The sequence below is a fragment of the Agromyces sp. NPDC055658 genome, from assembly GCF_053618155.1.
In genome coordinates this window covers 1-25,698 of sequence record NZ_JBSHHD010000038.1, presented here as the reverse complement: position 1 = coordinate 25,698, position 25,698 = coordinate 1, and the positions used below count along the sequence as shown (strand labels likewise).

The 25,698-nt window shown below is 72.0% G+C and carries 21 protein-coding genes; 13 read left to right on the top strand and 8 right to left on the bottom strand.

What is annotated here, in order from left to right; translation table 11 throughout:
• The first annotated feature begins 82 nt into the window (after positions 1 to 82).
• The 11 genes from ACWGPE_RS15875 to hpaD all read left to right on the top strand — a co-directional run bounded on the left by ACWGPE_RS15875 (position 83) and on the right by hpaD (position 14,602).
• A complete protein-coding gene (locus ACWGPE_RS15875; RefSeq protein WP_231431679.1) occupies positions 83 to 1,015 on the top strand; it encodes an AraC-like ligand-binding domain-containing protein in 933 nt (310 codons plus the stop codon).
• Positions 1,016 to 1,137: 122 nt separating this feature from the next.
• A complete protein-coding gene (locus ACWGPE_RS15870) occupies positions 1,138 to 3,120 on the top strand; it encodes a primary-amine oxidase (RefSeq protein ID WP_452049052.1) in 1,983 nt (660 codons plus the stop codon).
• A gap of 49 nt (positions 3,121 to 3,169) precedes the next feature.
• Positions 3,170 to 4,579 carry an aldehyde dehydrogenase family protein gene (locus tag ACWGPE_RS15865; RefSeq protein WP_231431681.1) on the top strand — a complete coding sequence of 470 codons (1,410 nt, stop codon included), beginning with the start codon at positions 3,170 to 3,172 and terminating at the stop codon, positions 4,577 to 4,579.
• A 157-nt stretch (positions 4,580 to 4,736) separates the two neighbouring features.
• Positions 4,737 to 5,942, top strand: coding sequence for a metallophosphoesterase family protein (locus tag ACWGPE_RS15860; protein ID WP_452049051.1), 1,206 nt, complete (start codon positions 4,737 to 4,739; stop codon positions 5,940 to 5,942).
• Between the two features lie 173 nt (positions 5,943 to 6,115).
• Positions 6,116 to 7,771: a thiamine pyrophosphate-binding protein gene (locus ACWGPE_RS15855; RefSeq protein ID WP_452049050.1), complete on the top strand. Its 1,656-nt coding sequence runs from the start codon at positions 6,116 to 6,118 to the stop codon at positions 7,769 to 7,771.
• An 85-nt stretch (positions 7,772 to 7,856) separates the two neighbouring features.
• Complete coding sequence (gene hpaH, locus ACWGPE_RS15850; RefSeq protein ID WP_231431684.1) at positions 7,857 to 8,642, top strand: 2-oxo-hept-4-ene-1,7-dioate hydratase; 786 nt, start codon at positions 7,857 to 7,859, stop codon at positions 8,640 to 8,642.
• On the top strand, positions 8,627 to 9,511 hold the full coding sequence (locus tag ACWGPE_RS15845) for an HpcH/HpaI aldolase family protein (RefSeq protein ID WP_452049049.1): 885 nt from the start codon (positions 8,627 to 8,629) through the stop codon (positions 9,509 to 9,511). The genes hpaH and ACWGPE_RS15845 overlap by 16 nt, the downstream gene beginning before the upstream one ends.
• Before the next feature lie 71 nt (positions 9,512 to 9,582).
• Positions 9,583 to 11,136 carry a fumarylacetoacetate hydrolase family protein gene (locus ACWGPE_RS15840; protein WP_452049048.1) on the top strand — a complete coding sequence of 518 codons (1,554 nt, stop codon included), beginning with the start codon at positions 9,583 to 9,585 and terminating at the stop codon, positions 11,134 to 11,136.
• Entirely contained in the window at positions 11,133 to 11,804 is a 672-nt protein-coding gene (locus tag ACWGPE_RS15835) for a GntR family transcriptional regulator (protein ID WP_231431687.1), read from the top strand. Before ACWGPE_RS15840 ends, ACWGPE_RS15835 begins: the two co-directional genes overlap by 4 nt.
• A gap of 77 nt (positions 11,805 to 11,881) precedes the next feature.
• Positions 11,882 to 13,417 carry a 5-carboxymethyl-2-hydroxymuconate semialdehyde dehydrogenase gene (hpaE, locus tag ACWGPE_RS15830; RefSeq protein ID WP_231431688.1) on the top strand — a complete coding sequence of 512 codons (1,536 nt, stop codon included), beginning with the start codon at positions 11,882 to 11,884 and terminating at the stop codon, positions 13,415 to 13,417.
• Positions 13,418 to 13,459: 42 nt separating this feature from the next.
• Positions 13,460 to 14,602, top strand: a complete 1,143-nt coding sequence (gene hpaD, locus ACWGPE_RS15825; RefSeq protein ID WP_231431689.1) for a 3,4-dihydroxyphenylacetate 2,3-dioxygenase — start codon at positions 13,460 to 13,462, stop codon at positions 14,600 to 14,602.
• 51 nt (positions 14,603 to 14,653) lie between these two features.
• Here hpaD and ACWGPE_RS15820 read toward each other — a convergent pair whose 3' ends face one another.
• The 8 genes from ACWGPE_RS15820 to ACWGPE_RS15785 all read right to left on the bottom strand — a co-directional run bounded on the left by ACWGPE_RS15820 (position 14,654) and on the right by ACWGPE_RS15785 (position 23,793).
• Positions 14,654 to 15,463 (bottom strand): alpha/beta fold hydrolase, encoded by an 810-nt coding sequence (locus ACWGPE_RS15820; protein ID WP_275506527.1) that lies wholly within the window; start codon positions 15,461 to 15,463, stop codon positions 14,654 to 14,656.
• A complete protein-coding gene (locus ACWGPE_RS15815; RefSeq protein WP_231431691.1) occupies positions 15,460 to 16,098 on the bottom strand; it encodes an isochorismatase family protein in 639 nt (212 codons plus the stop codon). Before ACWGPE_RS15815 ends, ACWGPE_RS15820 begins: the two co-directional genes overlap by 4 nt.
• A 62-nt stretch (positions 16,099 to 16,160) precedes the next feature.
• Positions 16,161 to 17,816: a D-alanyl-D-alanine carboxypeptidase gene (locus ACWGPE_RS15810; RefSeq protein WP_452049047.1), complete on the bottom strand. Its 1,656-nt coding sequence runs from the start codon at positions 17,814 to 17,816 to the stop codon at positions 16,161 to 16,163.
• A 129-nt stretch (positions 17,817 to 17,945) separates the two neighbouring features.
• Positions 17,946 to 19,262 (bottom strand): ABC transporter permease, encoded by a 1,317-nt coding sequence (locus ACWGPE_RS15805; protein ID WP_452049046.1) that lies wholly within the window; start codon positions 19,260 to 19,262, stop codon positions 17,946 to 17,948.
• The gene (locus tag ACWGPE_RS15800) at positions 19,259 to 19,942 is read right to left on the bottom strand and encodes an ABC transporter ATP-binding protein (protein WP_231431693.1); all 684 of its coding nucleotides are present in this window, start codon (positions 19,940 to 19,942) and stop codon (positions 19,259 to 19,261) included. The genes ACWGPE_RS15805 and ACWGPE_RS15800 overlap by 4 nt, the downstream gene beginning before the upstream one ends.
• Positions 19,943 to 19,950: 8 nt before the next feature.
• A complete protein-coding gene (locus ACWGPE_RS15795; RefSeq protein ID WP_452049045.1) occupies positions 19,951 to 21,612 on the bottom strand; it encodes a hypothetical protein in 1,662 nt (553 codons plus the stop codon).
• A complete protein-coding gene (locus ACWGPE_RS15790) occupies positions 21,609 to 22,598 on the bottom strand; it encodes a hypothetical protein (protein ID WP_452049044.1) in 990 nt (329 codons plus the stop codon). Before ACWGPE_RS15790 ends, ACWGPE_RS15795 begins: the two co-directional genes overlap by 4 nt.
• A gap of 208 nt (positions 22,599 to 22,806) precedes the next feature.
• Positions 22,807 to 23,793, bottom strand: coding sequence for a Gfo/Idh/MocA family protein (locus ACWGPE_RS15785; RefSeq protein WP_275506523.1), 987 nt, complete (start codon positions 23,791 to 23,793; stop codon positions 22,807 to 22,809).
• A gap of 147 nt (positions 23,794 to 23,940) precedes the next feature.
• Between ACWGPE_RS15785 and ACWGPE_RS15780 the strand changes: the two genes are divergently transcribed.
• Entirely contained in the window at positions 23,941 to 24,774 is an 834-nt protein-coding gene (locus ACWGPE_RS15780; RefSeq protein ID WP_452049043.1) for an SGNH/GDSL hydrolase family protein, read from the top strand.
• The gene (locus ACWGPE_RS15775) at positions 24,771 to 25,592 is read left to right on the top strand and encodes an SGNH/GDSL hydrolase family protein (RefSeq protein ID WP_275506521.1); all 822 of its coding nucleotides are present in this window, start codon (positions 24,771 to 24,773) and stop codon (positions 25,590 to 25,592) included. The genes ACWGPE_RS15780 and ACWGPE_RS15775 overlap by 4 nt, the downstream gene beginning before the upstream one ends.
• Positions 25,593 to 25,698 lie beyond the last annotated feature (106 nt).

Here is a 25,698-nt window from a genome sequence, read left to right as displayed (position 1 = left end):
ATCGCCTGCCACCCTTGACTATCCAAATGGATAGTCCTATGGTGTTCGCAACCATCGAGGCGGTTCGAGGAGGAATGTGGCGATGGGTCGAGCGACGACGACGGGGAGCCTGGACTTCCCGCGATTCCGCACGGCGGTGAGCGAGTCCTTCGTGCCGCTCCGGGTGACGACCGGCCGCCCGGATCCGTTCGGGGGCGGCATCCGCCACGTCGCCGCGGGCGAGGTCCACTGCTCGATCGTCTCGGCCGACGAGCACCTCGTGGAGCGCACCCCGAGGCTCATCGCGGACTCGCCGCGACGCTGTTACAAGGTCGGCCTCCAGCTCGAGGGCACGGGCCTCCTCGTGCAGCACGGGCGCCAGACGGTGCTGCGGCCCGGGTCGCTCGTGATCTACGACACCGACCACCCGTACTCGCTCGCCTTCGAGGAGCGGTCGAGCACCTTCGTGCTGATGTTCCCGGCGCACGCGCTCGACCTTCCCCACGACGCCGTCGGCCAGCTCACCGCGACCTCCCTCGGCGACGCGGGCGGCCTCGGCGATGTCGTCGTGCCCCACCTCGCGAACCTCGCCGGCAACCTCGGGCTCGTCGCCGGGCCCGGCGGCGACCGACTCGCCCGCACGAGCGTCGACCTCGTCGCAGCCATGCTGTCGAACGAGCTGGCCGTCGCCCGAGTATCGACCAGCCCGCGAGCGCGCCTGTTCGGCGAGGTCACGCGGTACATCGACGATCACCTCCGTTCGGCCGAGCTCGACCCGGGCAGCCTCGCCGCGGCGCACTTCATCTCGCCCCGCCACCTGCACGCGCTCTTCCACGAGCACGGCGCGACCGTCTCGGGCTGGGTGCGCCGCCGACGCCTCGAGGAGTGCCGCCGACGCCTCGCCGACCCCCTGTTCGACGAGCGCTCCATCTCGAGCATCGCGAGCGAATGGGGCTTCGCCGACGCCGCGCACTTCAGCCGGGTGTTCCGGGCGGAGTTCGACCGATCGCCCAGCGCGGTCCGCGCCGAGCGGTAACCGGCCGGCACCCGCCCCCGTACCCGTACCGACCCGTGCGCGCACGGCACACCACCGCGCCCGGAACGACAAGACGCCTGCGCGCCCCGCGCGAAGACTGATCACGACCCCCTGGAGGACCCATGCACCACCACGACCTGCTCACCGTCGCCCCGACCGAGGTGCGTCACCCGCTCGACCTCACGACCGCGGAGGAGTTCGAGCGCGGGCGCGAAATCCTGGTCGAGGCCGGCCGGGTCGGCGAACAGACCCGGTTCCCGAACGTCTCGCCCGAGGAACCCGACAAGGCGGTCGTCGCCGGCTTCACGTCGGGCGACGTCGTCGAGCGGCGGCTGCGCTACACGCTCCTCGACCTCGACAGCGGCCGCGCGGCCGAAGCGGTGGTGAACCTCACCACGGGCGAGATCGACGAGTGGCGCGACCTCGACCCGCAGCATCCGCCGTACGGGCAGCCGCAGTACCTGTTCGAGGAGTACGAGCTCGCTGCCGAGATCGTGAAGTCCTCCCCCGAATGGCGTGCCGCGATGGAGCGTCGCGGCCTCGGCGACCGCATCGGGCTCGCGTTCTGCGGCCCGCTCGCCCCCGGCTTCTTCAACCGGTCCGACGAGGTCGGCCGCCGCGTCATCCGCTCGCTCACCTTCCTCAAGGACTCGCCCGGCGACAACCACTGGTCGCACCCCGTCGAGGGCCTCATCGTGCACATCGACCTCACCGAGCGCCGGGTGATCCGCGTCGAGGACCACGACGGCGCCGCCGTGCCCGACCTCGACGGACGCTACGACGCCGAGTCGACCGGTCCCGCGCGCACGAGCCTGAAGCCCATCGAGATCACCCAGCCCGAGGGCCCGAGCTACCACGTCGACGGCAACGAGGTCGAGTGGGAGAACTGGCGGTTCCGGGTCGGGTTCAACGCGCGCGAGGGCCTCGTGCTGCATCAGCTGACCTTCCGCGACGGCGACGAGCACCGCCCCGTGCTCTTCCGTGCGAGCGTGCCCGAGATGGTGGTGCCGTACGGCGACACCTCGCCGACCCGCTTCTGGATCAGCTACTTCGACGCCGGCGAGTACCTGCTCGGCAAGAACGCCAACGCGCTGCAGCTCGGCTGCGACTGCCTCGGCGTCATCCACTACTTCGACGCCCACGTCGCCGACGACCACGGCAACCCGGTGCGCATGCCCAACGTCGTGTGCATGCACGAGGAGGACTACGGCATCCTCTGGAAGCACAACGAGATGGGCGAGCGCCCCGAGGTCCGGCGGAGCCGGCGCCTCGTGATCAGCTACTTCGCCACGATCGGCAACTACGACTACGGCTTCTTCTGGTACCTCTACCTCGACGGCACGATCCAGATGGAGGCGAAGGCCACCGGCATCGTGTTCGCGGGCGCCGGCGAGCCCGGCCACGACGACCCGCACGCGAACGAGATCGCGCCCGGCCTCTTCGCGCCGGTGCACCAGCACCTGTTCTGCGCCCGCCTCGACGTGTCGGTCGACGGCGACGACAACACGCTCGCCGAGATCGACGCGGTCGGCGTGCCGACCGGACCGGAGAATCCCTACGGCAACGCGTTCACCTGGCGGGTCACCCCGATCACGCGCGAGTCCGAGGCCGGCCGCCTCGCGAACGGAGCGACCTCCCGGGTGTGGCAGGTCGCGAGCGCCTCGCGGCGCAACGCGGTCGGCCGGCCCACCGCGTTCTGGCTCGTGCCCGAGGGCAAGTCGACCCTGCTCGCGCAGCCCGACTCGACCGTGTGGGGCCGGGCGAACTTCGCCACGAAGCACCTCTGGGCGACCGCCTACTCCCCCGACGAGCGCTTCCCCGCCGGCGACTACCCGAACGCCCACGCGGGTGGCGCGGGCATCCCCGCGTGGCAGCAGGCGGACCGCGACCTCGACGGCACCGACCTCGTGCTCTGGCACGTGTTCGGGCCGACCCACCTCCCGCGCCCCGAGGACTGGCCGATCATGCCGGTCGACTACTCGGGATTCCTGTTCAAGCCCCACGGCTTCCTCGACCGCAACCCCGCGCTCGACCTGCCCGATGCCGGCCGTGCGGATGCCTCGGGCTGCTGCGGTACCGGCGCCGCCTGCGACTGCGCGCACTGAGCCCACGACCACCGAACGAACCGATCGACGAACCCGAGAAGGAGACCCCATGGACAGCGAAGCAGGACTGCTCGCCGCGATCGCCCCGGCCGACGGCCCGGGCCGCGAGGTGCACGACCCAGCCACCGGCGAGCTCATCGGCACGGTGCCCGTGCATGGCACGGCCGATCTCGACCGCGCCATCGCCGGGGCGACGAACGCCCGGCGCGCGTGGGCCGCGCTCGACGACGACGAGCGCAAGGCGACCCTGCACCGGGTCGCCGATGCGATCGAGGCCGCCGCCGAACCGCTCGCGCGAGTGCTCTCGCGCGAGCAGGGAAAGCCGCTCAACGGCCCGAACGCCCGCTTCGAGGTCGGCGCGTGCGTCGGCTGGCTGCGCGCGACCGCCGAGACGCCGCTGCCGGGCGAGGTCGTCGTCGACGACGGCGAGACCTACGCCGAGCTGCGCTACCGCCCCGTCGGCACGGTCGCGGCGATCACGCCGTGGAACTGGCCGATGATGATCGCGATCTGGCAGATCGCCCCGGCGCTGCGCATGGGCAACACCGTCGTCGCCAAGCCCAGCGAGTACACGACGCTCTCGGGCCTCGCCCTCGCCGCGGTCATGAACGAGGTGCTGCCCGAGGGCGTCCTCGAGGTGGTCGCCGGCGACGGCGCGATCGGCGCCGAGATGGTCGCCCGCCCCGAGTTCGGCAAGATCATGTTCACCGGCTCGACCGCGACGGGCAAGCGCATCATCGAGGCCTCCGCCGGCAACCTCACGCGGCTCACGCTCGAGCTCGGCGGCAACGACGCCGGCATCGTGCTGCCCGACGTCGACCCGGCGGCGATCGCCGAGGGCCTCTTCTGGGGCGCATTCATCAACACCGGGCAGACGTGCGCCGCGATGAAGCGCCTGTACGTGCACGACGACGTCTACGACGCGGTCTGCGCAGCGCTCACCGCCGTCGCCGAGCAGATGCCCATGGGCGTCGGCCTCGACGAGCAGAACGTGCTCGGTCCGCTGCAGAACCGCATGCAGTTCGGCGTCGTCGACCGCCTCGTCGAGGCGGCGAAGGCCTCGGGAGCCCGGGTGCTCGTCGGCGGCGAACCCGATCGCGAGCAGGCGGGCCACTTCTACCCGACGACCCTCGTTGCCGACATCGACCCAGGCAACCCGCTCGTCCTCGAGGAGCAGTTCGGCCCCGCCCTGCCGATCGTCCGCTACTCCGACATCGACGAGGCCGTGCGGCTCGCGAACGACGTCGAGGTCGGCCTCGGCGCCTCGGTCTGGTCGGGCGACCGCGACCGCGCTCGCGAGATCGCCGCGCGCCTCGAGGCCGGCACCGTCTGGATCAACTCCCACGGCGGCGTGCACCCCATGATCCCGTTCGGCGGCGTGAAGCAGTCGGGGTACGGACTCGAGTTCGGTGTCGAGGGCCTGAAGGCGGTGTCGGTTCCGCAGGTCGTCAACGGCTGAGCACGGACGCCTCGGAGCGCCGGCGCCCTCAGGGCGTCGGCGCTCTCGCGCGTCGGGACGAGGGCTTCGTTCACCCGCAGGTCGCGCCCGCGACATCCTCGAGCCGTACCGTCGCGAGCGGCGACCGTCGCCCTTCCGACGAACAGGAGACCAGACCATGCCCGACCGACTGCCCGTGAGCCGCCGAGCCGTCATCACCGCCGGAGCGCTCGGCGCCGTCGGCGCCGCGCTGCCGGCCGGAGCCGCGAACGCCGCGACCACGAGCCCGCGCCGCTCCCCCGCCGGGCGCCCGAGCACGAGCGGACCGAGCCTGCGGTTCCGTTCCGACGGCACGTTCAAGGTCGTCCAGTTCAACGACACGCAGGACGACGAGCTCACCGACCGGCGCACCGTCGAGCTCATGGAGAAGACCCTCGACCAGGAGCAGCCCGACTTCGTCGTCATCAACGGCGACGTCATCACGGGCGGCTGCGAGACGCGCCTCGCGGTGAAGCAGGCGATCAACAACGTCGTCTGGCCGATGGAGAGCCGCGGCATCCCCTGGGCCGTCACCTACGGCAACCACGACGAGGACTCGCTGCCGCAGTCGGGGGTCGACGAGGCGGGCATGCTCGAGTTCTACCGGTCGTACGACCACAACATGAACGCCGCGAACATCGCCGACGTGACCGGCACCGGCAACACGCTCGTGTCGATCGCCTCGTCGGCGAAGCAGAACCGCGACGCGTTCGCGCTGTGGCTGCTCGACTCCGGCCGCTACGCGCCGGGTTCGATCAACGGCCAGGACTTCACCGGCTACCCGACCTGGGACTGGCTGCGCATGGACCAGGTCGCGTGGTACCGCGAGGAGTCGCAGCGCCTCGAGCAGCGGCTCGGCCGCAAGCTCCCCGGCCTCATGTTCGTCCACATCGCGCTGTGGGAGCACCGGTTCATGTGGTGGGGCGGGGTCGACACCCGTACGGCCGCCGACGCGGCACGCGGCAAGGCGCGGCACGGCATCGTCGGCGAGCGCAACGAGGACGAGTGCCCCGGCCCCATCAATTCGGGCATGTACAACGCGATCCTCGAGCGCGGCGACGTGAAGGGCGTCTTCGTCGGCCACGACCACGTCAACGACTACGTCGGCGACTACTACGGCGTGCTGCTCGGGTACGCGCCCGGCACCGGCTTCGGCGCGTACGGCCTGCCGGGCGCCGAGCGCAACCGCATGCGGGGCGGCCGCGTGTTCGAGCTCACCGAGTCGGGCGACGACGTGTCGATCGCGACGCGCGTCGTCTACGCCCGCGACCTCGGCATCGACCTCACGGCGAACGACCAGCCGATGCAGCCCACCCCGCTGGCTGCGAAGCAGGCGCGGATCTGACCGGGGCGGCGGGGGCCCGGGCCGGTCGGTCCGGGCCCGGCCGCCGTCGTATACTCGTCCTCGTCCAGGCGCGACACTCGCGCCGGTGCTCGAAAAATGGGCACGAAGCGGGCCCCTGCCGCGAGACACATACGGAATCGATCACGTCCGTCACCGTCTCGAAAGGCTTCGCCATGCCCAACGTCTCCGCCCACGTCGCCCACGCCCTCGCCGCCCACGTCGACCATGTCTTCGGGGTGATGGGCAACGGCAACGCCTGGTTCCTCGACGCACTCGAACGCGAGACGGATGCCTCGTTCACGGCGGTCCGCCACGAGGCGGGCGGCGTCGTGGCCGCCGACGCCCACTACCGCGCTTCGAAGCGCCTCGCGGCTGCGACGTCGACGTACGGCGCCGGCTTCACGAACACGCTCACCTCGCTCGCCGAAGCCGCGCAGGCCCGCGTGCCGCTCGTGCTCGTCGTCGGCGACGAGCCCACCTCCGGTCCGCGCCCGTGGGACGTCGACCAGATCGCGCTCGCCTCCGCGGTGGGCGCTCGCACCTACACCGTCGGTCGCACCGACGCCGCGGCGACCACCGTCATCGCGGTCGAGCATGCACTCGCGTACCGCCTGCCGGTCGTGCTCGCGATCCCGTACGACGTCGCGGCGGCGGAGGCCGGACCCCTCGTGGAGGCACCGGCCCCGAAGCATCCCGCACCGCTCGGGCCGGCCGGGGAATACGCCCGCGGCACGATCGCCGAGATCGCCCGCGCCCTCGCCGGCGCGAGCCGGCCGTTCCTGCTCGCGGGTCGTGGCGCGTGGCTCGCCGACGCCGGCGAGGCGCTCGGCGAGCTGGCCGCGGCGACCGGCGCCGTGACCGCGTCGACCGCGCTCGGACGGGGCGTCTTCCCCGATGGCCGGTACGACCTCGGCGTCACCGGCGGGTTCGGCGCCGACGGGGCGATGGCACTCGTGCACGACGCCGATGTCGCGGTCGTGTTCGGCGCCTCGCTCAACCAGTTCACGATGCGCTTCGGCGAGCTCTTCGCGCCCGGCACCCGGGTGTTCCAGGTCGACGTCGCGCCCGCCGCGACCCATCCCAACGTCGGCGGCTACGTGCGCGGCGACGCCGCGCTCGCGGCCCGGGCGATCGTCGGGGAGCTCGCGGTGCTCGGCGCCGAGCCGAGCGGCTGGCGCGACACGATCGACGCGGCCGCGCTGCGCCGCTACGACGAGGGCGACGAACTCGCCGCCGACGGTCGCCTCGACCCGCGCTCGGCCGCGCACCGCATCGCCGAGCTGCTGCCCGAGGACCGGGTCGTCGTCTCCGACGGCGGGCACTTCATCGGGTGGGCGAACATGTACTGGCCCGTCGCCTCGCCCGATCGCATGATGATGGTCGGCACCGCGTTCCAGTCGATCGGCCAGGGCTTCCCGAGCGTTGCGGGTGCCGCGGCGGCCAAGCCCGGATCGACGATCGTGCTGACCTCGGGCGACGGCGGCGGCCTGATGGCGCTCGCCGACCTCGAGACCGCTGTGCGCACCGCCGGCGGCCGCGGCATCGCCGTCATCTGGAACGACGCCGCCTACGGCGCCGAGGTCAATCTCTACGGGCTCAAGGGGCTCGCCGAGGCGCCGATGCGCATCCCCGAGGCCGACTTCGCCGCCGCGGCCGCGGCGTTCGGGGCGGAGGGCGTCGTCGTGCGCACGCTCGGCGACCTCGATGCGCTCGCGGAGTGGGCGGCCCGACCGGTCGACGAGCGGTCGTTCCTGCTGCTCGACTGCCGCATCTCGGGGTCGGTCATCGCCCCGTATCAGCACGAGATCATCCGGGTGAACTCCCGCTGAGGCATCCCGCCCGTTCTCGCCCTGTGACGGCGACGCAGGATCGTATACGATCGTGCTGAGCGCCCGACGACGAAGTGGAGCCCGCGTGCTGAACCAGTCCACCATCGAGCAGATCGCCGACGAACTCGTCGCCGCAGATCGCGACCGCACCATCGTGCCGCGGCTCACCGCGCGGTACCCCGGCATGACCGTCGACGACTCGTACGCCGTGCAGAAGGTCTGGGCCGAGCGGCGCATCGCCGACGGCGCCCGGCTCGTCGGCCGCAAGATCGGCCTCACCTCGAAGGTCATGCAGGTCGCGACCGGCATCACCGAGCCCGACTACGGCGTCATCCTCGACGACATGGTGTTCGAGTCGGGCGCCGAGATCGAGTTCGACCGGTTCTCGAACGTGCGCATCGAGGTCGAGCTCGCGTTCGTGCTCGCCAAGCCGCTCGCCGGTCCGAACACGACCGTCTTCGACGTGCTCGACGCGACCGCCTACGTCGTGCCCGCGCTCGAGGTCCTCAACTCGCACCTCGAGCTCGAGGGCCGCACGATCGTCGACACGATCAGCGACAACGCCGCGATGGGCGCGATGGTCGTCGGCGGCCGCCCGGTGAAGGTCGACGAGGTCGACCTGCGCTGGATCGGCGCGCTCCTCTACCGCAACCAGACGATCGAGGAGTCGGGCGTCGCCGCAGCGGTGCTCGGCCACCCTGCGATGGGCGTCGCCTGGCTCGCGAACAAGCTCGCCCAGCACGGGCAGTCGCTCGAGGCGGGCGAGATCATCCTCGCCGGCTCGTTCACCCGGCCCATGTGGGTCGAGCGCGGCGACACCGTGCACGCCGACTACGGACAGCTGGGGGCGATCACGTGCCGATTCGCCTGAACCTGCCCGACACGTTCACCGACCGCGTCGCCGCCGCCGACCGCCCCCAGATCGGCATGTGGGTGTGCTCGGCGAGCCCGCTCATCGCCGAGGTCGCAGCAGGCAGCGGGGTCGACTGGCTGCTCATCGACGCCGAGCACTCCCCCAACGACCTGCAGACCATCCTCCACCAGCTCTACGCGGTGTCGGCGTACCCGGTCGCCCCGGTCGTGCGCCCGCCGATCGGCGACCCGGTCGTCATCAAGCAGTACCTCGACCTCGGCGTGCAGAACCTGCTCGTACCGATGGTCGACACGGCCGAGCAGGCGCGCCGGCTGGTGCGCGCCGTGCGGTACCCCGGCACGGCGACGAGCACCGAGCGGGATGCCTCGGGCCACCGCCCCGGCCCGACCGATCACGGCATTCGCGGGGTCGGTGCCTCGCTCGCCCGCTCGTCGCGCTGGAATCGCGTCGAGGGTTACCTCGCCGGCGCCTCGGCGACGGTGAGCCTCACCGTGCAGATCGAGTCGGCGACCGCCGTCGCGAACGTCGACGAGATCCTCGCGGTCGACGGCGTCGATGCGATCTTCGTCGGCCCGGCCGACCTCGCGGGGTCGATGGGCCTGCTCGGGCAGCCCTCGCACCCCGACGTCGTCGAGGCCGCGCTGACGGCGATCCGTGCGGCGCAGGCGGCCGGCAAGCCCGTCGGCATCAACGCGTTCGTCGCCGAGGACGCGGAGCGCTACCTTGCGGCGGGCGCCTCGTTCGTCGCCGTCGGCGCCGACGTCGCGATCCTCGCGCGTGCCTCCGAGGCGCTCGCCGACCGCTTCATCGCCCGGCGAACGACCGGTTCGGATGCATCGGGCACACCCCCGCGCGCGAGCTACTGACCGCCGATTCATCGCTTCACAAGCCCCCGCAGATCGTATATGATTTGTGATATTACGAGACGAGGACGTCAATGACCTTCGGTATCCCGACCCCCGGCAAGATCATCGCCGTGCACCTCAACTACCCGTCGAGGGCCGCGCAGCGGGGTCGCACGCCCGCTCAGCCGAGCTACTTCTTCAAGCCCGCCTCCTCGCTCGCCCCGACCGGCGGCACCATCGAGCGCCCCGCCGGCACCGAGCTGCTCGCCTTCGAGGGCGAGATCGCGATCGTCATCGGCGAGCCCGCCCGCCGCGTCTCCCCCGAAGACGGCTGGAGGCACGTCGCCCAGGTCACCGCGGCGAACGACTTCGGCCTCTACGACCTGCGCGCCGCCGACAAGGGTTCGAACGTGCGCAACAAGGGCGGCGACGGCTTCACGCCGATCGGGCCGGCAGCGATCCCCGCGAGCGTCGCCGGCGAAGACGGGTGGCGGGTGCGCACCTGGGTCAACGGCGAGCTCGTGCAGCTCGACACCTCCGACACCCTGCTGTTCCCGTTCGGGCGCCTCGTCGCCGACCTCTCGCAGCACATGACGCTCGAGACGGGCGACGTCATCCTCACCGGCACCCCCGCCGGCTCGTCGGTCGTCGTTCCCGGCGACGTCGTCGAGGTCGAGGTCGACGCCCCGCTCGCACCCGGCGCCCCCTCGACGGGCCGTCTCGTCACGACCGTGACGCAGGGCGACGCCCCGTTCGGCGACTTCGGCACCAAGCCCGCCGTCGACGACGCGCAGCGCATCGAGGCGTGGGGCAGCGAGGCCGAGCACGCCGCGGCCGTCGCCGCCGGCAAGGCCAGCCCGCTCGACGCACCGACCGCGAGCGACGAGGCCGCCGCGGCGAGCGCCGCCCCCGAGGCATCCCCTGCGGCGTTGACCGACGAGGTGCGCGAGCTCCTCTCGAGCGCCGCCGTCGCGACCGTCTCGGCGGCGCTGCGCAAGCGCGGCTACCACGACGTCTTCATCGAGGGCGTGTTCGCGAACCATCCGGGCGACCGCATCGTCGGCACCGCGAAGACGCTCCGCTTCATCCCGTTCCGCCCCGACCTGTTCAAGGAGTTCGGCGGCGGCTTCAACGCGCAGAAGCGCGCGTTCGACACCGTCGCGCCGGGCGAGGTGCTCGTCGTCGAGGCCCGCGGCGAGCGCGGCACCGGCACCGTGGGCGACGTGCTCGCGCTCCGCGCCCAGGTGCGCGGCGCCGCCGGCATCGTGACCGACGGCGGCGTGCGCGACTTCGACGCCGTCGCCGAGTTCGACATCCCCGTGTTCAGCCAGGGGCCGCACCCGAGCGTGCTCGGCCGCCGGCACGTGCCGTGGGAGACCGACGTCACGATCGCCTGCGGCGGTGCGGCCGTGCAGCCGGGCGACGTCATCGTCGGCGACGGCGACGGGGTGCTCGTGATCCCGGCGGCGATCGCCGCGGAAGTCGCGGCCGAGGCGGCCGCGCAGGAGGCCGAGGACGCCTGGGTCGCCGAGCAGGTCGCGGGTGGGGCGTCCGTCGACGGGTTGTTCCCCATGAACGCCGAGTGGCGGGCGCGCTTCGAGGCCACTCGCTCGGCCGAGGCCGCCGCCGCGGAGGCCGCGCGATGAGCACCGAGTCGAAGTCGCAGCGCGCCTACCGGTTCATCCGCGAGCGTATCGACGACGGGCGCTTCGTGCCCGGCTACCGCCTGGTGCTCGGCCCGATCGCGGCCGAGCTCGACGTGAGCGTCGTGCCCGTGCGCGAGGCGATCCGGCGACTCGAGGCCGAGGGGCTCGTGACGTTCGAGCGCAATGTCGGCGCCCAGGTCGCGCTGATCAAGGAGACCGAGTACCTGCACACCATGCAGACGCTCGCCCTGGTCGAGGGCGCGGCGACTGCGCTCTCGGCGCCCGCGCTCACGCCCGCGCACCTGCACCGCGCCCGCGAGATCAACGAGCGCATGCGCCGGAGCCTCGACGACTTCGACCCGCACCGGTTCACCGAGCTCAACCTCGAGTTCCACGCGGTGCTCTACGAGGAGTGCCCGAACCCGCACATCCTCGACCTCGTGCACCGGGGCTGGAACCGCATGAAGGTGCTGCGCGACTCGTCGTTCAGCTTCGTGCCGGGGCGCGCGCACGAATCGGTCGACGAGCACGAGCGCATCGTCGCCCTGATCGAGGCGGGCGCCGCTCCCCTCGAGATCGAGCTCGCCGCGCGTGCGCACCGCACCGCGACGCTCGACGCCGTGCTCGAGCACCAGGCCGAGCTGCGGCACCCGGTACCGACCCCCTGACCCGTTGCGGGCCGCGCAGGCCCGCCCGACCGACCGCCCGACCGGCGGATCCACGACCACACGAAGGTGAGCAACAGATGACCGACCACACGCCCGAGGGCCTGCCCGACCGCATCCGCCACTACATCGACGGCGAGTTCGTCGACTCGATCGACGGCGACACCTTCGAGGTGCTGAACCCCGTCACGAACGAGACGTACGTGCACGCCGCCGCCGGCAAGAAGGCCGACGTCGAGCGCGCCGTCGCCGCCGCGCGTCGTGCCTTCACCGAGGGCCCCTGGCCGCGGATGCTCCCCCGCGAGCGGTCGCGCGTGCTGCACCGGATCGCCGACCTCGTGGAGTCGCGCGACCAGCGTCTCGCCGAGCTCGAGTCGTTCGACTCGGGTCTGCCGATCACGCAGGCGCTCGGCCAGGCCCGCCGCGCCGCCGAGAACTTCCGCTTCTTCGCCGACCTGATCGTCGCCCAGGCCGACGACGCCTTCAAGGTGCCCGGCAAGCAGATGAACTACGTGAACCGCAAGCCGATCGGCGTCGCCGGGCTCATCACCCCGTGGAACACCCCGTTCATGCTGGAGTCGTGGAAGCTCGGCCCCGCCCTCGCGACCGGCAACACGGTCGTGCTGAAGCCCGCCGAGTTCACGCCGCTCTCGGCGTCGCTCTGGGCGGGCATCTTCGAGGAGGCGGGCCTGCCCAAGGGCGTCTTCAACCTCGTGAACGGCCTCGGCGAGGACGCGGGCGACGCGCTCGTCAAGCACCCCGACGTGCCCCTCATCTCGTTCACGGGCGAGAGCTCGACCGGCCAGCTGATCTTCGGCAACGCCGCCCCGTACCTCAAGGGCCTGTCGATGGAGCTCGGCGGCAAGAGCCCCGCCGTCGTCTTCGCCGACGCCGACCTCGACATCGCCATCGACGCATGCATCTTCGGCGTGTTCTCGCTGAACGGCGAACGCTGCACCGCGGGCAGCCGCATCCTCGTGCAGCGCGAGGTCTACGACGAGTTCGTCGAGCGCTACGCGGCGCAGGCGAAGCGCGTCAAGGTCGGACACCCGCACGACCCCGCGACCGAGGTCGGTGCGCTCGTGCACCCCGAGCACTACGACAAGGTGATGAGCTACGTCGAGCTCGGCAAGACCGAGGGCCGGCTCGTCGCCGGCGGGGGGCGCCCCGAGGGCTTCCCGACGGGCAACTACGTCGCCCCGACCGTCTTCGCGGACGTCGCGCCCGACGCCCGCATCTTCCAGGAGGAGATCTTCGGCCCGGTCGTGGCGATCACGCCCTTCGACACCGAGGAAGAGGCCCTCGCCCTGGCGAACAACACGAAGTACGGGCTCGCCGCCTACATCTGGACGAACGACCTCAAGCGGGCGCACAACTTCGCCCAGTCGGTCGAGGCCGGCATGGTGTGGCTCAACTCGAACAACGTGCGCGACCTGCGCACCCCGTTCGGCGGCGTCAAGGCATCGGGGCTCGGCCACGAGGGCGGCTACCGCTCGATCGACTTCTACACCGACCAGCAGAGCGTGCACATCACGCTCGGCGCACCCCACAACCCCACCTTCGGCAAGCAGCAGGTGCACGAGGCATCCGACCTCGACGACCCCGACCCCCGCTGAGCCGCGCCGATCCCGACGACCCACCCGAGCAAGGACGCTGAAATGACCAACCGCGACGACATGACCCTCACCTCCTCCGGCTTCTACGTTTCGCAGGAGGCCCCGATCCACACCGACAACCCGGTGCCGACGCCCTCGGTCCCCGCCCCCGACATCCTGCGCTGCGCGTACATGGAGCTCGTCGTCACCGACCTTGCCGCCTCGCGCGAGTTCTACGTCGACGTGCTGGGCCTCTACGTCACCGAGGAGGACGACCGGGCGATCTACCTGCGCTCGACCGAGGAGTTCATCCACCACAACCTCGTGCTGCGCCAGGGCGAGATCGCGGCCGTCGCCGCGTTCTCGTACCGCGTGCGCACGCCCGAAGACCTCGACAAGGCGGTCGCGTTCTACACCGAGCTCGGATGCCGCGTCGAGCGCCGCGCGGAGGGCTTCACGAAGGGCATCGGCGACTCGGTGCGCGTCGAGGACCCGCTGGGCTTCCCGTACGAGTTCTTCTACCAGACCGAGCACGTCGAGCGCCTTTCGTGGCGCTACGACCTGCACACGCCGGGCGAGCTCGTGCGCCTCGACCACTTCAACCAGGTCACGCCCGACGTGCCCCGCGCGGTGAACTTCATGCAGTCGCTCGGGTTCCGCGTCACGGAGGACATCCAGGACGCGGAGGGCGTCGTGTACGCCGCGTGGATGCGCCGCAAGCCCACCGTGCACGACACCGCCATGACCGGTGGCGACGGCCCCCGCATGCACCACGTCGCGTTCGCGACGCACGAGAAGCACAACATCCTCGCGATCTGCGACAAGCTCGGCGCGCTGCGGCGGTCGGACGCGATCGAGCGCGGGCCGGGCCGCCACGGCGTCTCGAACGCGTTCTACCTGTACCTGCGCGACCCCGACGGCCACCGCGTCGAGATCTACACGCAGGACTACTACACGGGCGACCCCGACAACCCCGTCGTCACGTGGGACGTGCACGACAACCAGCGCCGCGACTGGTGGGGCAACCCGGTCGTGCCCTCCTGGTACACCGAGGCATCCCTCGTGCTCGACCTCGACGGCAACCCCAAGCCCGTCGTCGCCCGAACCGACTCGTCGGAGATGGCCGTCACGATCGGCGCCGACGGTTTCTCATACACGCGCCGGGGCGACGAGGAGCACGGCTTCAAGCTCGGCAACACGCTGTAGTGCGTCAGGCTTCTGCAGGAGCGGATCCGCGACGGCGCCCTCGGGGCCGCGTCAGCGCACTTCTCCTGCAGAAGCCGCCAAGAACCCGATCGCCGCGTCCTTGAACAGCCGAGAGGTCAGCGTCGACACGTGGTCGCGCCCGGGGATCGAGACGAAGTCGGCACCCCAGTCGAGCGCGAGCTGCTGCGCTCCGGCCGGCACCGGGTCGGCCTCGCCCGCGACGAACAGCGTCGGCACGTCGCCGGGGATCGCGAGCGGCGCGCCCGACACCCCGGCGACGACGGCGAGCAGCGCCTCGGGGTCGGCTCCCGCCTCGATGGCGGGGCGGAGCACCTGCTCGATCACGGGGTTCGCGGTCGGCACGCCGTCGATCAGCAACGCGCGCACCTCGTCGAGCCGCCACGACGCGAACAACTCGTTCGGTCCGGCACCGCCGACGACGACCCGGCGCAACCGCTCGGGCGCGAGTGCGGCGAGCGCCGAGATCACCCGGTTGCCCATCGAGTACCCGACCGCGTCGACGCGCGCGATGCGCTCGGTGTCGAGCACGGCGATGAGGTCGGCCCCGAGCCGCTCGGGCCGGTAGTCGTCGTCGCCCACCGGCTTGTCGCTCTCGCCGTGTCCGCGCAGGTCGACCGTGACCGCCGTGCGTCCGGCTTCGTTGAGCGCCTTCACCCAGCCCGTGCCCTCCCATGTGACGCGAGCGGTCGATGCGAAGCCGTGCACGAGCAGCACCGGTGGCAGCGCAGCCGTCGCCGAGTCGTCCCGAGTCATCGCCGCCCGGTGCACGCGGTACGCGATGAGCACGCCGTCGGCGCCCTCGGCGTAGAGCGCGGGCGACCGGTCGGTCGCACCGATCATTCGGGAGACCCGGATGCCTCGGCGCCGGCCTCTCCGGCGGTGCCTGCCCCGACCGCGGCCGAGGTCTCGATGACCGCGCCGGCGTGGCCGAGCTCGGCGAGGGCCGCGATCGAGGACTCGGGTGCGACGCCTGCGACGAGATCGGTGAGCACGCGCACGTGCTGCCCGTGCTCGAGCGCGTCGAGCGCGCTCGCCCGCACGCAGTAGTCGGTGGCGAGGCCGACGACGTCGACATCGGTGATGCCGTGGCGCCCGAGCACCTCGCTCACGCTCTCGCCGGCGTCGTCGGTGCCCTCGTAGATCGAGTACGCCGGCACACCCTGTCCCTTTCGGATGTGCACGTCGATCTCGTCGACCGCGAGCGCCGGGTGGTACTCGGCGCCCAGCGTGCCCGCGACGCAGTGCGGCGGCCAGGTGTCGACGTAGTCGGGCTCGGCGTCGGTCGCGAAGTGGCCGCCGTTGTCGTTGTCGCTCGAGTGCCAGTCGCGCGAGGCGATGACGAGCGAGTAGGCGTCGCGATGGTTCGCGAGCAGTTCGCTGACGCCGGCGGCGACGGCCGCCCCGCCGTCGACGCCGAGTGCGCCGCCCTCCGTGAAGTCGTTCTGCACGTCGATGATGAACAGGGCCCGTGTCATGGCTCCATTCTCCCCCTGTCGCGCCGCGACCGGGAGCCCCGGCGACGATCCCTCCGGCGGCGCTACCGGTTCGAGAGGTTGTCGCCGCAGAGGTAGAAGCCGGTGGCGAGGGTGTCGATCGCCGTCTTCGCGTCGTCGGAGACGTCGCCGAGCGCGTAGATCGCGAAGGTGAGGTCGGTGCCGTCCTCGGCGCGGATCACGCCGGCGAGCGTGTAGCCCGTGTTGATCCAGCCGGTCTTCGCGATGACCCGCCCGTCGGCCACCGCGTTGTCGCCCCAGAACCGGTCGTCGTAGGCGAGCGACCCGCGCTCGCCCGCGACGGGCAGTGAATCGAGCAGATGGCCGAGCTGGCCCTCGCGGGCGTTGATCTTCACGAAGAGCCGCGTGAGGTAGGCGGGTGGCACGGCGTTGTCGTCGGAGAGGCCCGAGCCGTCGACGACCGCGATGCCGGCCGTGTCGACGCCGTAGCCGGCGAGGCCTTCGAGCACGCCGGCGTTGATCGCCGCGAACGTGTTGCCCGATCCCGTCTCGATCGCGACGAGCCGGGCCAGCATCTCGGCGACGGTGTTGTCGCTGACGACGAGCGCCTTGTCGACGAGCTCGGCGACGGTCGGCGAGAGCACCTGCCCGAGCTGCTGGGCGCCGGCGGGCGCCGTGCCGCGCTCGATGGTCGCGATGCCGCCGAGCTCGTCGGCGAAGGCCTGGCCCGCGCGCCCGATCGGGTCGTCGCTGCGACGCGACGTATTCGAGTACGGGTCGTCGCGGTCGCCGTCGACCATCAGCGCGGTGATGTTCGACATGTATCCGTCGTCGCGTTCGACGAGGTCCCAGCTCGGCTGCCACTCGTCGCCGCCGAAGTACGACGCGTCGAGGACGAGCTTCGTGATGGGCGGGTTCGCGGGGTCGGCCGCCCACGCGTCCTGCACCTGCGCGGCGAGCTCGTCGAGGTGCGCGGCGCCCGGGTACGCGGTCTCGTCGCCCGACGGCGTGCGCGAGAGCGTCACGTCGCCGCCGCCGACGAGCACGACCGAGCCGGGCTCCGATCCCTTCACCACGGTGGTCGCCGCCCGGTGGTCGGGGCCGAGCACCGAGAGCGCGGCGGCCGAGGTGAGCACCTTCATGACGCTCGCCGTGCGCGATGCGGTCGCGCCCCCGCGGTCGAAGAGCACCTCGCCGGTCTTCGCGTTGAGCACCTGCGCCTGCAGGTTCGCGAGCCGCGCGTCGGCCGCACGGTCGGCGACCGAGCAGGTGCGGATCCGGCTCACCGGCGCAGCGGTCGGCACGGGCCTCGCCTCGGGCGTCGGCGTCGGGGTCTCGCTCGGCGTCGGCGCGGCCGCGGCGGTCGGGTCGGCGACGGTCGCCGACCCCGCGAACAGGGCGGCGGTTCCGGCGAGCGCGAGTGCGACCACGCCGCCGACGACGGCGAGCGGTGCACGGTGCTTCCGCACGAAGGCGAAGAAGGATGACTCGGTGCCCGCATCGCTCGCGGCGCCGACCTCGTCGGCACCGGTGGCGTCGTCGGCGTGCTCGGCACCGGTGTCGCCGTCGGCGTGCTCGGCACCGGTGTCGCCGTCGGCGCACTCGGCACCGGTCGTGTCGTCGGCACGCTCGGCACCGTCGCTCGACGGCGTTCCGTCGAACGAGTGCTCGTCACCGGACCCGCGCGGCGGGTCGCCCGGGAGCGGCGTCGCGCCCGTGGCATCCGTCTCGTCGTTCACCCGGGCATCATACGCGCCGCACCCCCGATCCCGTTTCAGGAACGAGTGGCGGTCGACCGGCCGTCGAAGACCGGAAGCGCGCGGGACCGCGCCGGCTTCGCAGTCACGTTCCTGAGGGACGGTCGCGGCTCAGACGCCGGCGCGGAGCGCCGCGATCGGCTCGATGCGCGAGGCCTTGCGGGCGGGGTAGGCGCCGGCGGCGAGACCGACGACCGCGCCGAGCAGCGCCGCGCCGAGCACCATGGGCAGGTCGACGATCGGCGTCCACTGCTGTACGAGCGCGACCGCGACGACGGCGAACACGCCGACGGCGGCGCCGATGAGCCCACCGAGAAGGCCGATCACGATCGACTCGACCATGAACTGCCGGGCGATCTGCCGCCGGGTCGCGCCGAGGGCGCGCCGCAGGCCGATCTCGCCGGTGCGCTCCGACACCGAGAGCAGCGTCACGTTCGCGATGCCGAGCCCGCCCGCGAGCAGTGCGATGACGCCGAGGATCAGGAACACCACGTTGATGTCGGCCTGCACGTTCTCCTGCAGCGTCGACCCGCTGCGCGGCGCCTGCACGTCGAAGTTCTCGGGTGCGTTCGGGTCGAGCGCGACGGGCGCCTGCTTCGCGACGAGCGATCCGGCGCCCGGTGCGATGCGCAGTTGCAGCTCGCTCGCGCTGGGCAGCCCGAAATCCGAGCGCGCAGCACCGAGCGGCACGATCACCGAGTCGAGCAGGTCGACGCGCCGTTCCATGCCGTCGACGATGCCGATGACCGTGTAGGCCCGCTCGCCGATGAAGATCGACGGCTGACGGTCGACCCGGTTGATGCCGAGCTTCTCGGCCGCGCGCGAGCCGAGCACGGCGACGCGATCGCCTCGTTCGTCGTGGCCGGGGTCGAAGTACCTGCCCGCGGTCACGTCGCCCCGTACCGCGTCGAGCAGGCCGGGCGAGGTGGCGACGAGCGCTGGGCTCAGCGCCTCCGCCGCCGACGGATCGTTGACCGGCACCGCGGTGATGCGCTCCTCGCCGATCGACACCTCGCCGATGAGCCCGGCCCGTTCGACCCCGTTCAGCCGCTCGACGCGATCCGGCGCGTCCCACGGCAGCATCGTCGTCGCGACCTCGCCGTTCGCCGAGTCGGTCGTGCCCGGCTCGACGACCGCCTGCGTTGCGGCGACCGCGTCGAACTGCCGGCTGATCTGACCCGCCGCGGTCTGCGCGAACCCGATCGTCACGACGAGCGACGCGATGCCGAGCACCGTGCCGAGCGTCGTCATCACGAGCCGGCCCGTGTGTCCGCCGATGCCGTGGCTGACCTCGACGAGCAGGTCCTGCGCGGTGAATCGGTCGGCCCGCGGGGTCGCGTCGGGCTGCGCGCCGTCGGCGACGGCGGGCGCTGCCGCTCTCGTGCGGCCGGCATCGCCGCCCCGCCGCAGCAGCGATCGTCGTCTCACAGCTCGCTCACCCGTCCGTCGGCGATGCGGATGCTTCGCCCCGCCCGACCCGCGACCTGCTGGTCGTGCGTGATGACGACGAGCGTGAGCCCGTCCGCGTTGAGTTCCTCGAAGAGGTCCATGACCTCGCCCGAGGTGCGCTCGTCGAGGTTGCCCGTCGGCTCGTCGGCGAGGATCATCTCCGGCGCAGCCATGACTGCGCGAGCCACGGCCACGCGCTGACGCTCGCCGCCCGAGAGGGTCGTCGGCAGGAAGTCGGCCCGATGCGCGAGGCCGACCCGCTCGAGAGCGGCGCGCGCCCGAGGCATCCGATCGGCCCTCGGCACCCCGCTGTAGAGCGTCGCCAGCAGCACGTTGTCGAGCACCGTACGACGCGGCAGCAGGTGGAACGCCTGGAACACGAACCCGATCGTGCGGGCGCGGAGGCCCGCGCGCGCCTCCTCGTCGAGCGTACCGGTGAGCACGCCGCCGAGCCGGTACTCGCCGACGGTCGGGCGGTCCAGGAGGCCGAGCACGTTGAGCAGGGTCGACTTGCCCGAGCCGCTCGGGCCGACGATCGAGAGGTAGTCGCCGCGCCCGATCGTGAGGTTCACGGCTTTGAGCGCCTGAACCTCGGGCGGACCGGGAAACGAGCGCGTGACGTCGACGAGCTCGACGACGGGCGCCGGGCTCGTCCGCATGCGGTCGCTCATTCGCCCACCACGACGAGGTCTCCCTCCTCGAGATCGCCCACCACCTCGACGAACCCCTCGGCGGCGAGGCCCGTCTCGACCTCGACGAGACGGGTCTCGGCGTCGGCGCCGGAGCTCGGGGCACCGTCACCGTCGACGAGCACCTCGACCCGCGACTCGCCGCCGGGGCCGGCCGTGAGCGCCGCGAGCGGCACCGCGAGGACCTCGCCGTCGGTCGCGCCGATCGAGATCTTGACCCGTACGTTCTGACCGCGCAGGGCCTGCACCTGCGCGTCGGTCGGCTTCACGGGCGCGAGCACGACGTCGTAGCGCGGGCCCGACTCGGCGGCGTCGCCGCCCGCGGCCTCGCGCGGCGCGACCGAGGTGATCGTCGCCTGCAGCTCGGATCCATCGGGAACCGCGAGCGTCGCGACATCGCCGACCTTCAGGAGCTTGGCGTCGCTCTCGGCCGCCGATGCCTCGATCGCGAGGGTCGCGCCCGAGACGAGCATGGCCGCGCTCTCGACGATCGAGCCGCGCTCGACCATGACCTCGTCGACCCGCCGGGGCAGCTCGTCGAGGTAGAGCACCTCGCTCACCGGCAGGAAGGCGAGCGTGCCGGTCTCGGCCTCGGCGAGGAGTTCCTGCGCGTCGCCGAGCTGCGCCCGGGCGGACTCGAGCGCTGCGCGCTCGGCCGCGGTGTCGCGCGGCGCGAGCGCGGCGTCGCGCTCGACCCGAGCGAGCTTCAGCGCGTCCTCGGCCTCCGCGACGGCGTTCGCATCACCCGACGCCTTCGCGGCGGCGAGCGCCCGCTCGGCCGAGCGAACGGCGTTGTCGAGCTGCACGCGTTCGACGGCACTGGGGCCTCCGCCCGCCTCGGCGAGCGCGCGCTCCGCGGAGGAGACCTGGTCCTCGGCTGCGGTCACGCCGTCGCGCGCGGCGCGCACCGCATCGTCGGTGCCCTCGGGCGCCTCGGGCAGCGGGTAGCCGACCCGTTCGTAGAGCGCTGCGACGGCGTCGGCGGTCGCGGAGTCGAACACGTTCGAGGCGACGTCGCCCGGGTCGAGGCCGATCGCCCGCAGCGATTGCTTCAGCTGGATCACGTCGGGGCCCGAGAGCCCGGCCCTGAGCGTCCGGTATGCGGGCAGTTCACCCGGAAGCACGATCACCGGCCGACCCGTGACCTCGAGCGCGACCGACGCCGGCCCGAGCGTCGCACCGACTTCGGGCACGCGCCCGGTGACGACCGCGGGTCCCCCGAGCTCACCCGTCTCGAGCTTCACCTCGACCGAGTCGGCGAACGCCGCGTCACCGCGGATCGTCACGTCGTTCGAGAGCGTGCGCGACTCGACGGGCACCGTGATCGGTCCGGCGTCGGGCGCCGCGGCGTCGGCGGCGGCTTGCCCCGGCGACACGATGACGAAGCTCAGCCCCACACCGGCCGCGAGCGAGACCACCGCCACGGCGGCGAGCACCCACAGCACGCGGTTGCCGCGCAGCACCCGCCGCCAGCCCTGCACGGCGGGGTCGGCGGCCGGGTCTTCGGTCGGTGCGGGTTCGGCGGATGCGGGTTCGATCTCGAGCCCGTCTTCGGCCTCCGTCAGGAGTTCGGCGCGCGATGTCTCGGGGTCGATGATCGCGTCGAAGTCGTCGCCGGCGACCCCGTCGCGGTCGGTCACTCCTCGCCCTTGCCGTACGCGGCCACGAGCTCCTCGAGCTCGGCCTCGTGGTCCTCGATGAACTGCTCCTCGAGTGCGAACTGCGCGGCGAGCTGCGTGTCCTGGTAGTCGAGCTTCTCCGCGCAGCGGAAGTCGGCGAGTGCGACGTCGATCTCCTGCTGCTTGAGCTCGGCGAGCGTCTCGGCGCTCGGCTCCTCGTACGTCTGGCCGTCGTCGCCGACCTCGTAGAGGGCGTTCTGGGCCTCCATGATCGAGTTCTGCGCGTCGCTGCGCGTCGTGAAGTCGGGATACTCGGCGTCGGCCATGCACTCGGCCCACTTCTCGTCGAGCGCGATCATGTCGGGCTGCTTCGCGGTGCTCTCCCACAGCTTGCCCATCGCCTCGTTGAGGTCGGCGAACTGCTCGTCCTCCCAGTAGTTGTCGCCGTTGATCTCATGCTGGGCGGCGCCCTCGCAGCCCGCTTCCTCCCACTTGTACTCGTAGGAGCCGTCCTCGCCGATCTCCTCCTCGCTCGGCGGCACGCCGTAGAGCGTCGCCCAGTAGGCCTCCTGCTCGCTGGGCGAGAGCGTCTCGACGTACGGCTGGTTCGGGTCGACGAACTCCTCGGCCTCCTCCTGCTGCTGCTCCATCTCCTCCTGGGTCTGGACCATGCCCCAGCCATTGGACGCGACCCACTCCTCGGTCTCGCGTTCGGCCATCTCGTCTTCGCCCATGATCGACATGCCCTGCGACTGGTCGACGGGCACGTACTCGAATCCCTCCTCGGCCATGCACTCGGCCTTGAGCTCCTCGGTCTTCTTCGCGTCCGCGATCGCGCGTTCCTCGGTCCATTCGCCGTTGACCGCCTCGAGGTACTTCGTGAGGGGGCTGTCCTCGTATGAGAGCTCGCCTCCTCCGCCTCCGGCGGGACCTGCGGTGCAGGCGGCGAGCATGAGGACGGCTGCCGAGGCGGCGATGAGGCCGGCGACGGGTCGGCGAGCGGGCACGGGAACTCCTTCGGGTCGGTGGGCGGTGCGTGGCCTCGCATCGCGTCGACCGGTCGGGGGCCCGGTGCGCCGGCAGGGCGGCCTGCTCGGGAGCCTAGCGGGGCCCCGCGCCAGGGCGCCATCCTCCGCACGGATGATTCGGGGTCGACTCAGGGAGATCCCCGACCGTGGCGCGGCTCCGTCACCGAGGGCCGCGTGCGGGGTCGGCTCACTCCCCCGGGTACACGAGCCCGATCTGGGTGCGGATGCGGTCGAGCGTGCCCATGATCGCGACGCTCTCGCGCGTCGGCAGGATGTCGCCGCCGTCGAGGCGGCCCTCGGCGACGCAGCGTTCGAGCGCCGCGGCCTGGTACTGCATGCCGCGCCCATCGACCTGCGAGACGTACTCCTCGATGACCTCGCCGTCGGCGCGCACCACCCGGAAGGTCGTCGGCGAGTACCAGACCGAGTCGATGTCGATCCGGGCCTCCGAGCCGAGCACGACGGCGGTGTTCGGTCCCTGCGTGTTCGAGGCCGAGAACGTCGACGCCATGCGCCCGCCCTCGTACCCGAAGACGGCCGACACCTGTGCGTCGGCGCCGGTCGGCTTGAACGTCGCCGTCGCCGTGATCTCGGCGGGCTCGCCGAACAGGTCCCACGCGAAGGAGATCGGATAGATGCCGAGGTCGAGCAGCGCGCCGCCGCCCAGTTCCAGCGCGTTCAGCCGGTGCAGCGGGTCCTCGGAGAGCAGCTGCGTGTGGTCGGCGATGAGGCCGCGGACCTCGCCGAGCACGCCCGCCTCGATGAGTTCGCGGATCCGCACCATGTGCGGCAGGTACCTCGTCCACATCGCCTCGAGCGCGACTCGGCCGTTCGCCTCGGCGGCGTCGGCGATGCGACGCGCCTCGCCCTCGTTGAGCGTGAACGCCTTCTCGACGAGCACGTGCTTGCCCGCCTCGAGCGCGCGCACCGCGTTCTCGGCGTGCATGGGGTGCGGGGTCGCGACGTACACCACGTCGACCTCGGAGTCGTTCACGAGCGATTCGTAGCTGTCGTGCACGCGTTCGATCTCGAACTCGTCGGCGAATCGAGCGGCGGATGCCTCGGAGCGCGAGCCCACGGCCCGCACGTCGAAGCCGTGGCGGCGCAGATCGTTCGTGAACATGCGGGCGATGCCGCCCGTCGCGAGAATGCCCCAGCGCAGAGGTTCGGTCATGCGCTCAACACTATTGCCGCGACGGCACGTCCGCCGACCGGGTGTTCGAGCGACATCGCGAAACGGCGGGCGCGAGGATGCGGGCACGTTGCGCACCCCCTGATCTGGGAGATGCGGAATGCTCACCTTCGCGCCTAGCGTTGGTCCATGAACGCGCCTTCCCCCCGGCCGAATCGACGCGGCATCCTCGCCGCCCTGATCGCCTCCGCCCTCCTCGCGATCCCGATGGGATTCGCGTCGCCCTCGCAGGCGGCACCCCCGGCGCTCCCGATCGCGAAGTACGTCGCCCTCGGCGATTCCATCGCCGCAGGGCAGGGCGCGGGCGTCCCGCTCGATTCGTGCCTGCGCACCGGCGCGGGCTACGCGAACCTGCTCGACGACCAGCCCCGGATCAACCTGTTGCGCAACGCCGGCTGCAGCGGCGCCTCGATCACCGATGTCGTCGAGCAACAGCTCGGCCAGCTCAACCAGGGCACGACGCTCGTCACCATCACCGCCGGCGCCGGCGACCTCCAGATCGGAGCCGTCTACGCCGCGTGCGTGCCGGACCCGCAGACGCCGGCGTGCGCGGCCGCCTACGGCGCGGCGCAGCAGGTGCTCGCCTCGGGCGTCATCGGCCCCCGGATGGCGGCGCTCATCGCCGCGGCGCACGAACGCGCGCCACGTGCGCAGATCCTCGTCACCGGCTATCCGGTCCCCTTCGACCTCGCGGTCCCGGGCTTCCCGACCGCCATCGACCAGGCCGTGATCGCACTCAACGGATTCGTCGGCGGAGCGGCGACGGGTGCCGCCGCGAGCGGTGCGCCCGTCTCGTTCGTGCCGGTCGCCGAGGCGTTCGCCGGGCACGGGGCCGCTTCGGGCCCAGCGGCCTGGATCGGTGCAGACCCGGCCGACCCGGTCACGTTCCTCCATCCGAACGCGGCGGGCTACGACGCCTACGCGGAACTCCTGCACAGCGCGTACCTGGAGGCGGCATCATGAACGCCCGCCGGAACTTCGCCGCCGCAGCAGCTGCGATCGTCGTCGCCGCGCTCGCGCTGGCGGGCGCGTCGCCCGCGTTCGCGGCGAAGGGCGGCGGCAAGCCCGGGGGCGGCGGCACGACGGCCGAGCTCACGTATGCGGCGCTCGGGGACTCGTTCGCCGCGGGCCAGGGCGGCGGCAGCTACCTCGACACGACCTGCTATCGCAGCAGCAACAGCTACCCGAGGCGCCTCGATGCGGAGCGCAACCTCAAGCTCACCGCGTTCCCCGCGTGCTCGGGCGCCTCGACGATCGAGGTGGCCGCCGGGCAGATCGCCGCGATCCCGGCCGGCACGAAGCGCGTGACGCTGACCGTCGGCGGAAACGACCTCGGGTTCTCGAGCATCATGCAGAACTGCTTCGTGCTCATCTCGAACAGCACCTGCCAGTCGCAGCTCACCGCGGCGGAGGGCAAGGTCGCCGACGGCACCATCGCCGCCCGGGTCGCGAGCGTCATCGCCCAGATCAAGCCGCGGCTCGCCGCCGACGGCAAGATCGTGCTCGCCGGGTACCCGAAGCTCTTCAACGAGCCGTCGAGCTACGCGTACGCCGCCCGCGTCAACGCCGACACCGTCTTGCTGAACGACGTGCTGGAGGCGACCGCGGTCGCCAACGGCGCGGGCTTCGTCGACGTCGAGGCCGCCTTCGCGGGGCACGGCATCGGCAGCTCCTCACCATGGATCAACAGCTTCAGCTGGTTCAACACGACAGCGGCGTTCCACCCGAACTCGACGGGGTACGCGAACTACGCGACGCTCGTGAAGCCGGCGCTCGGCTGACGACACTCCCGCTGCCTCCCGCGGGAGAGCGCGATGGGCCCGGTGAAACCGGGCCCATCGTGCGCGACGCCCCATCCCCGACGTGGGCGCCGACGTCTGCGAGGCG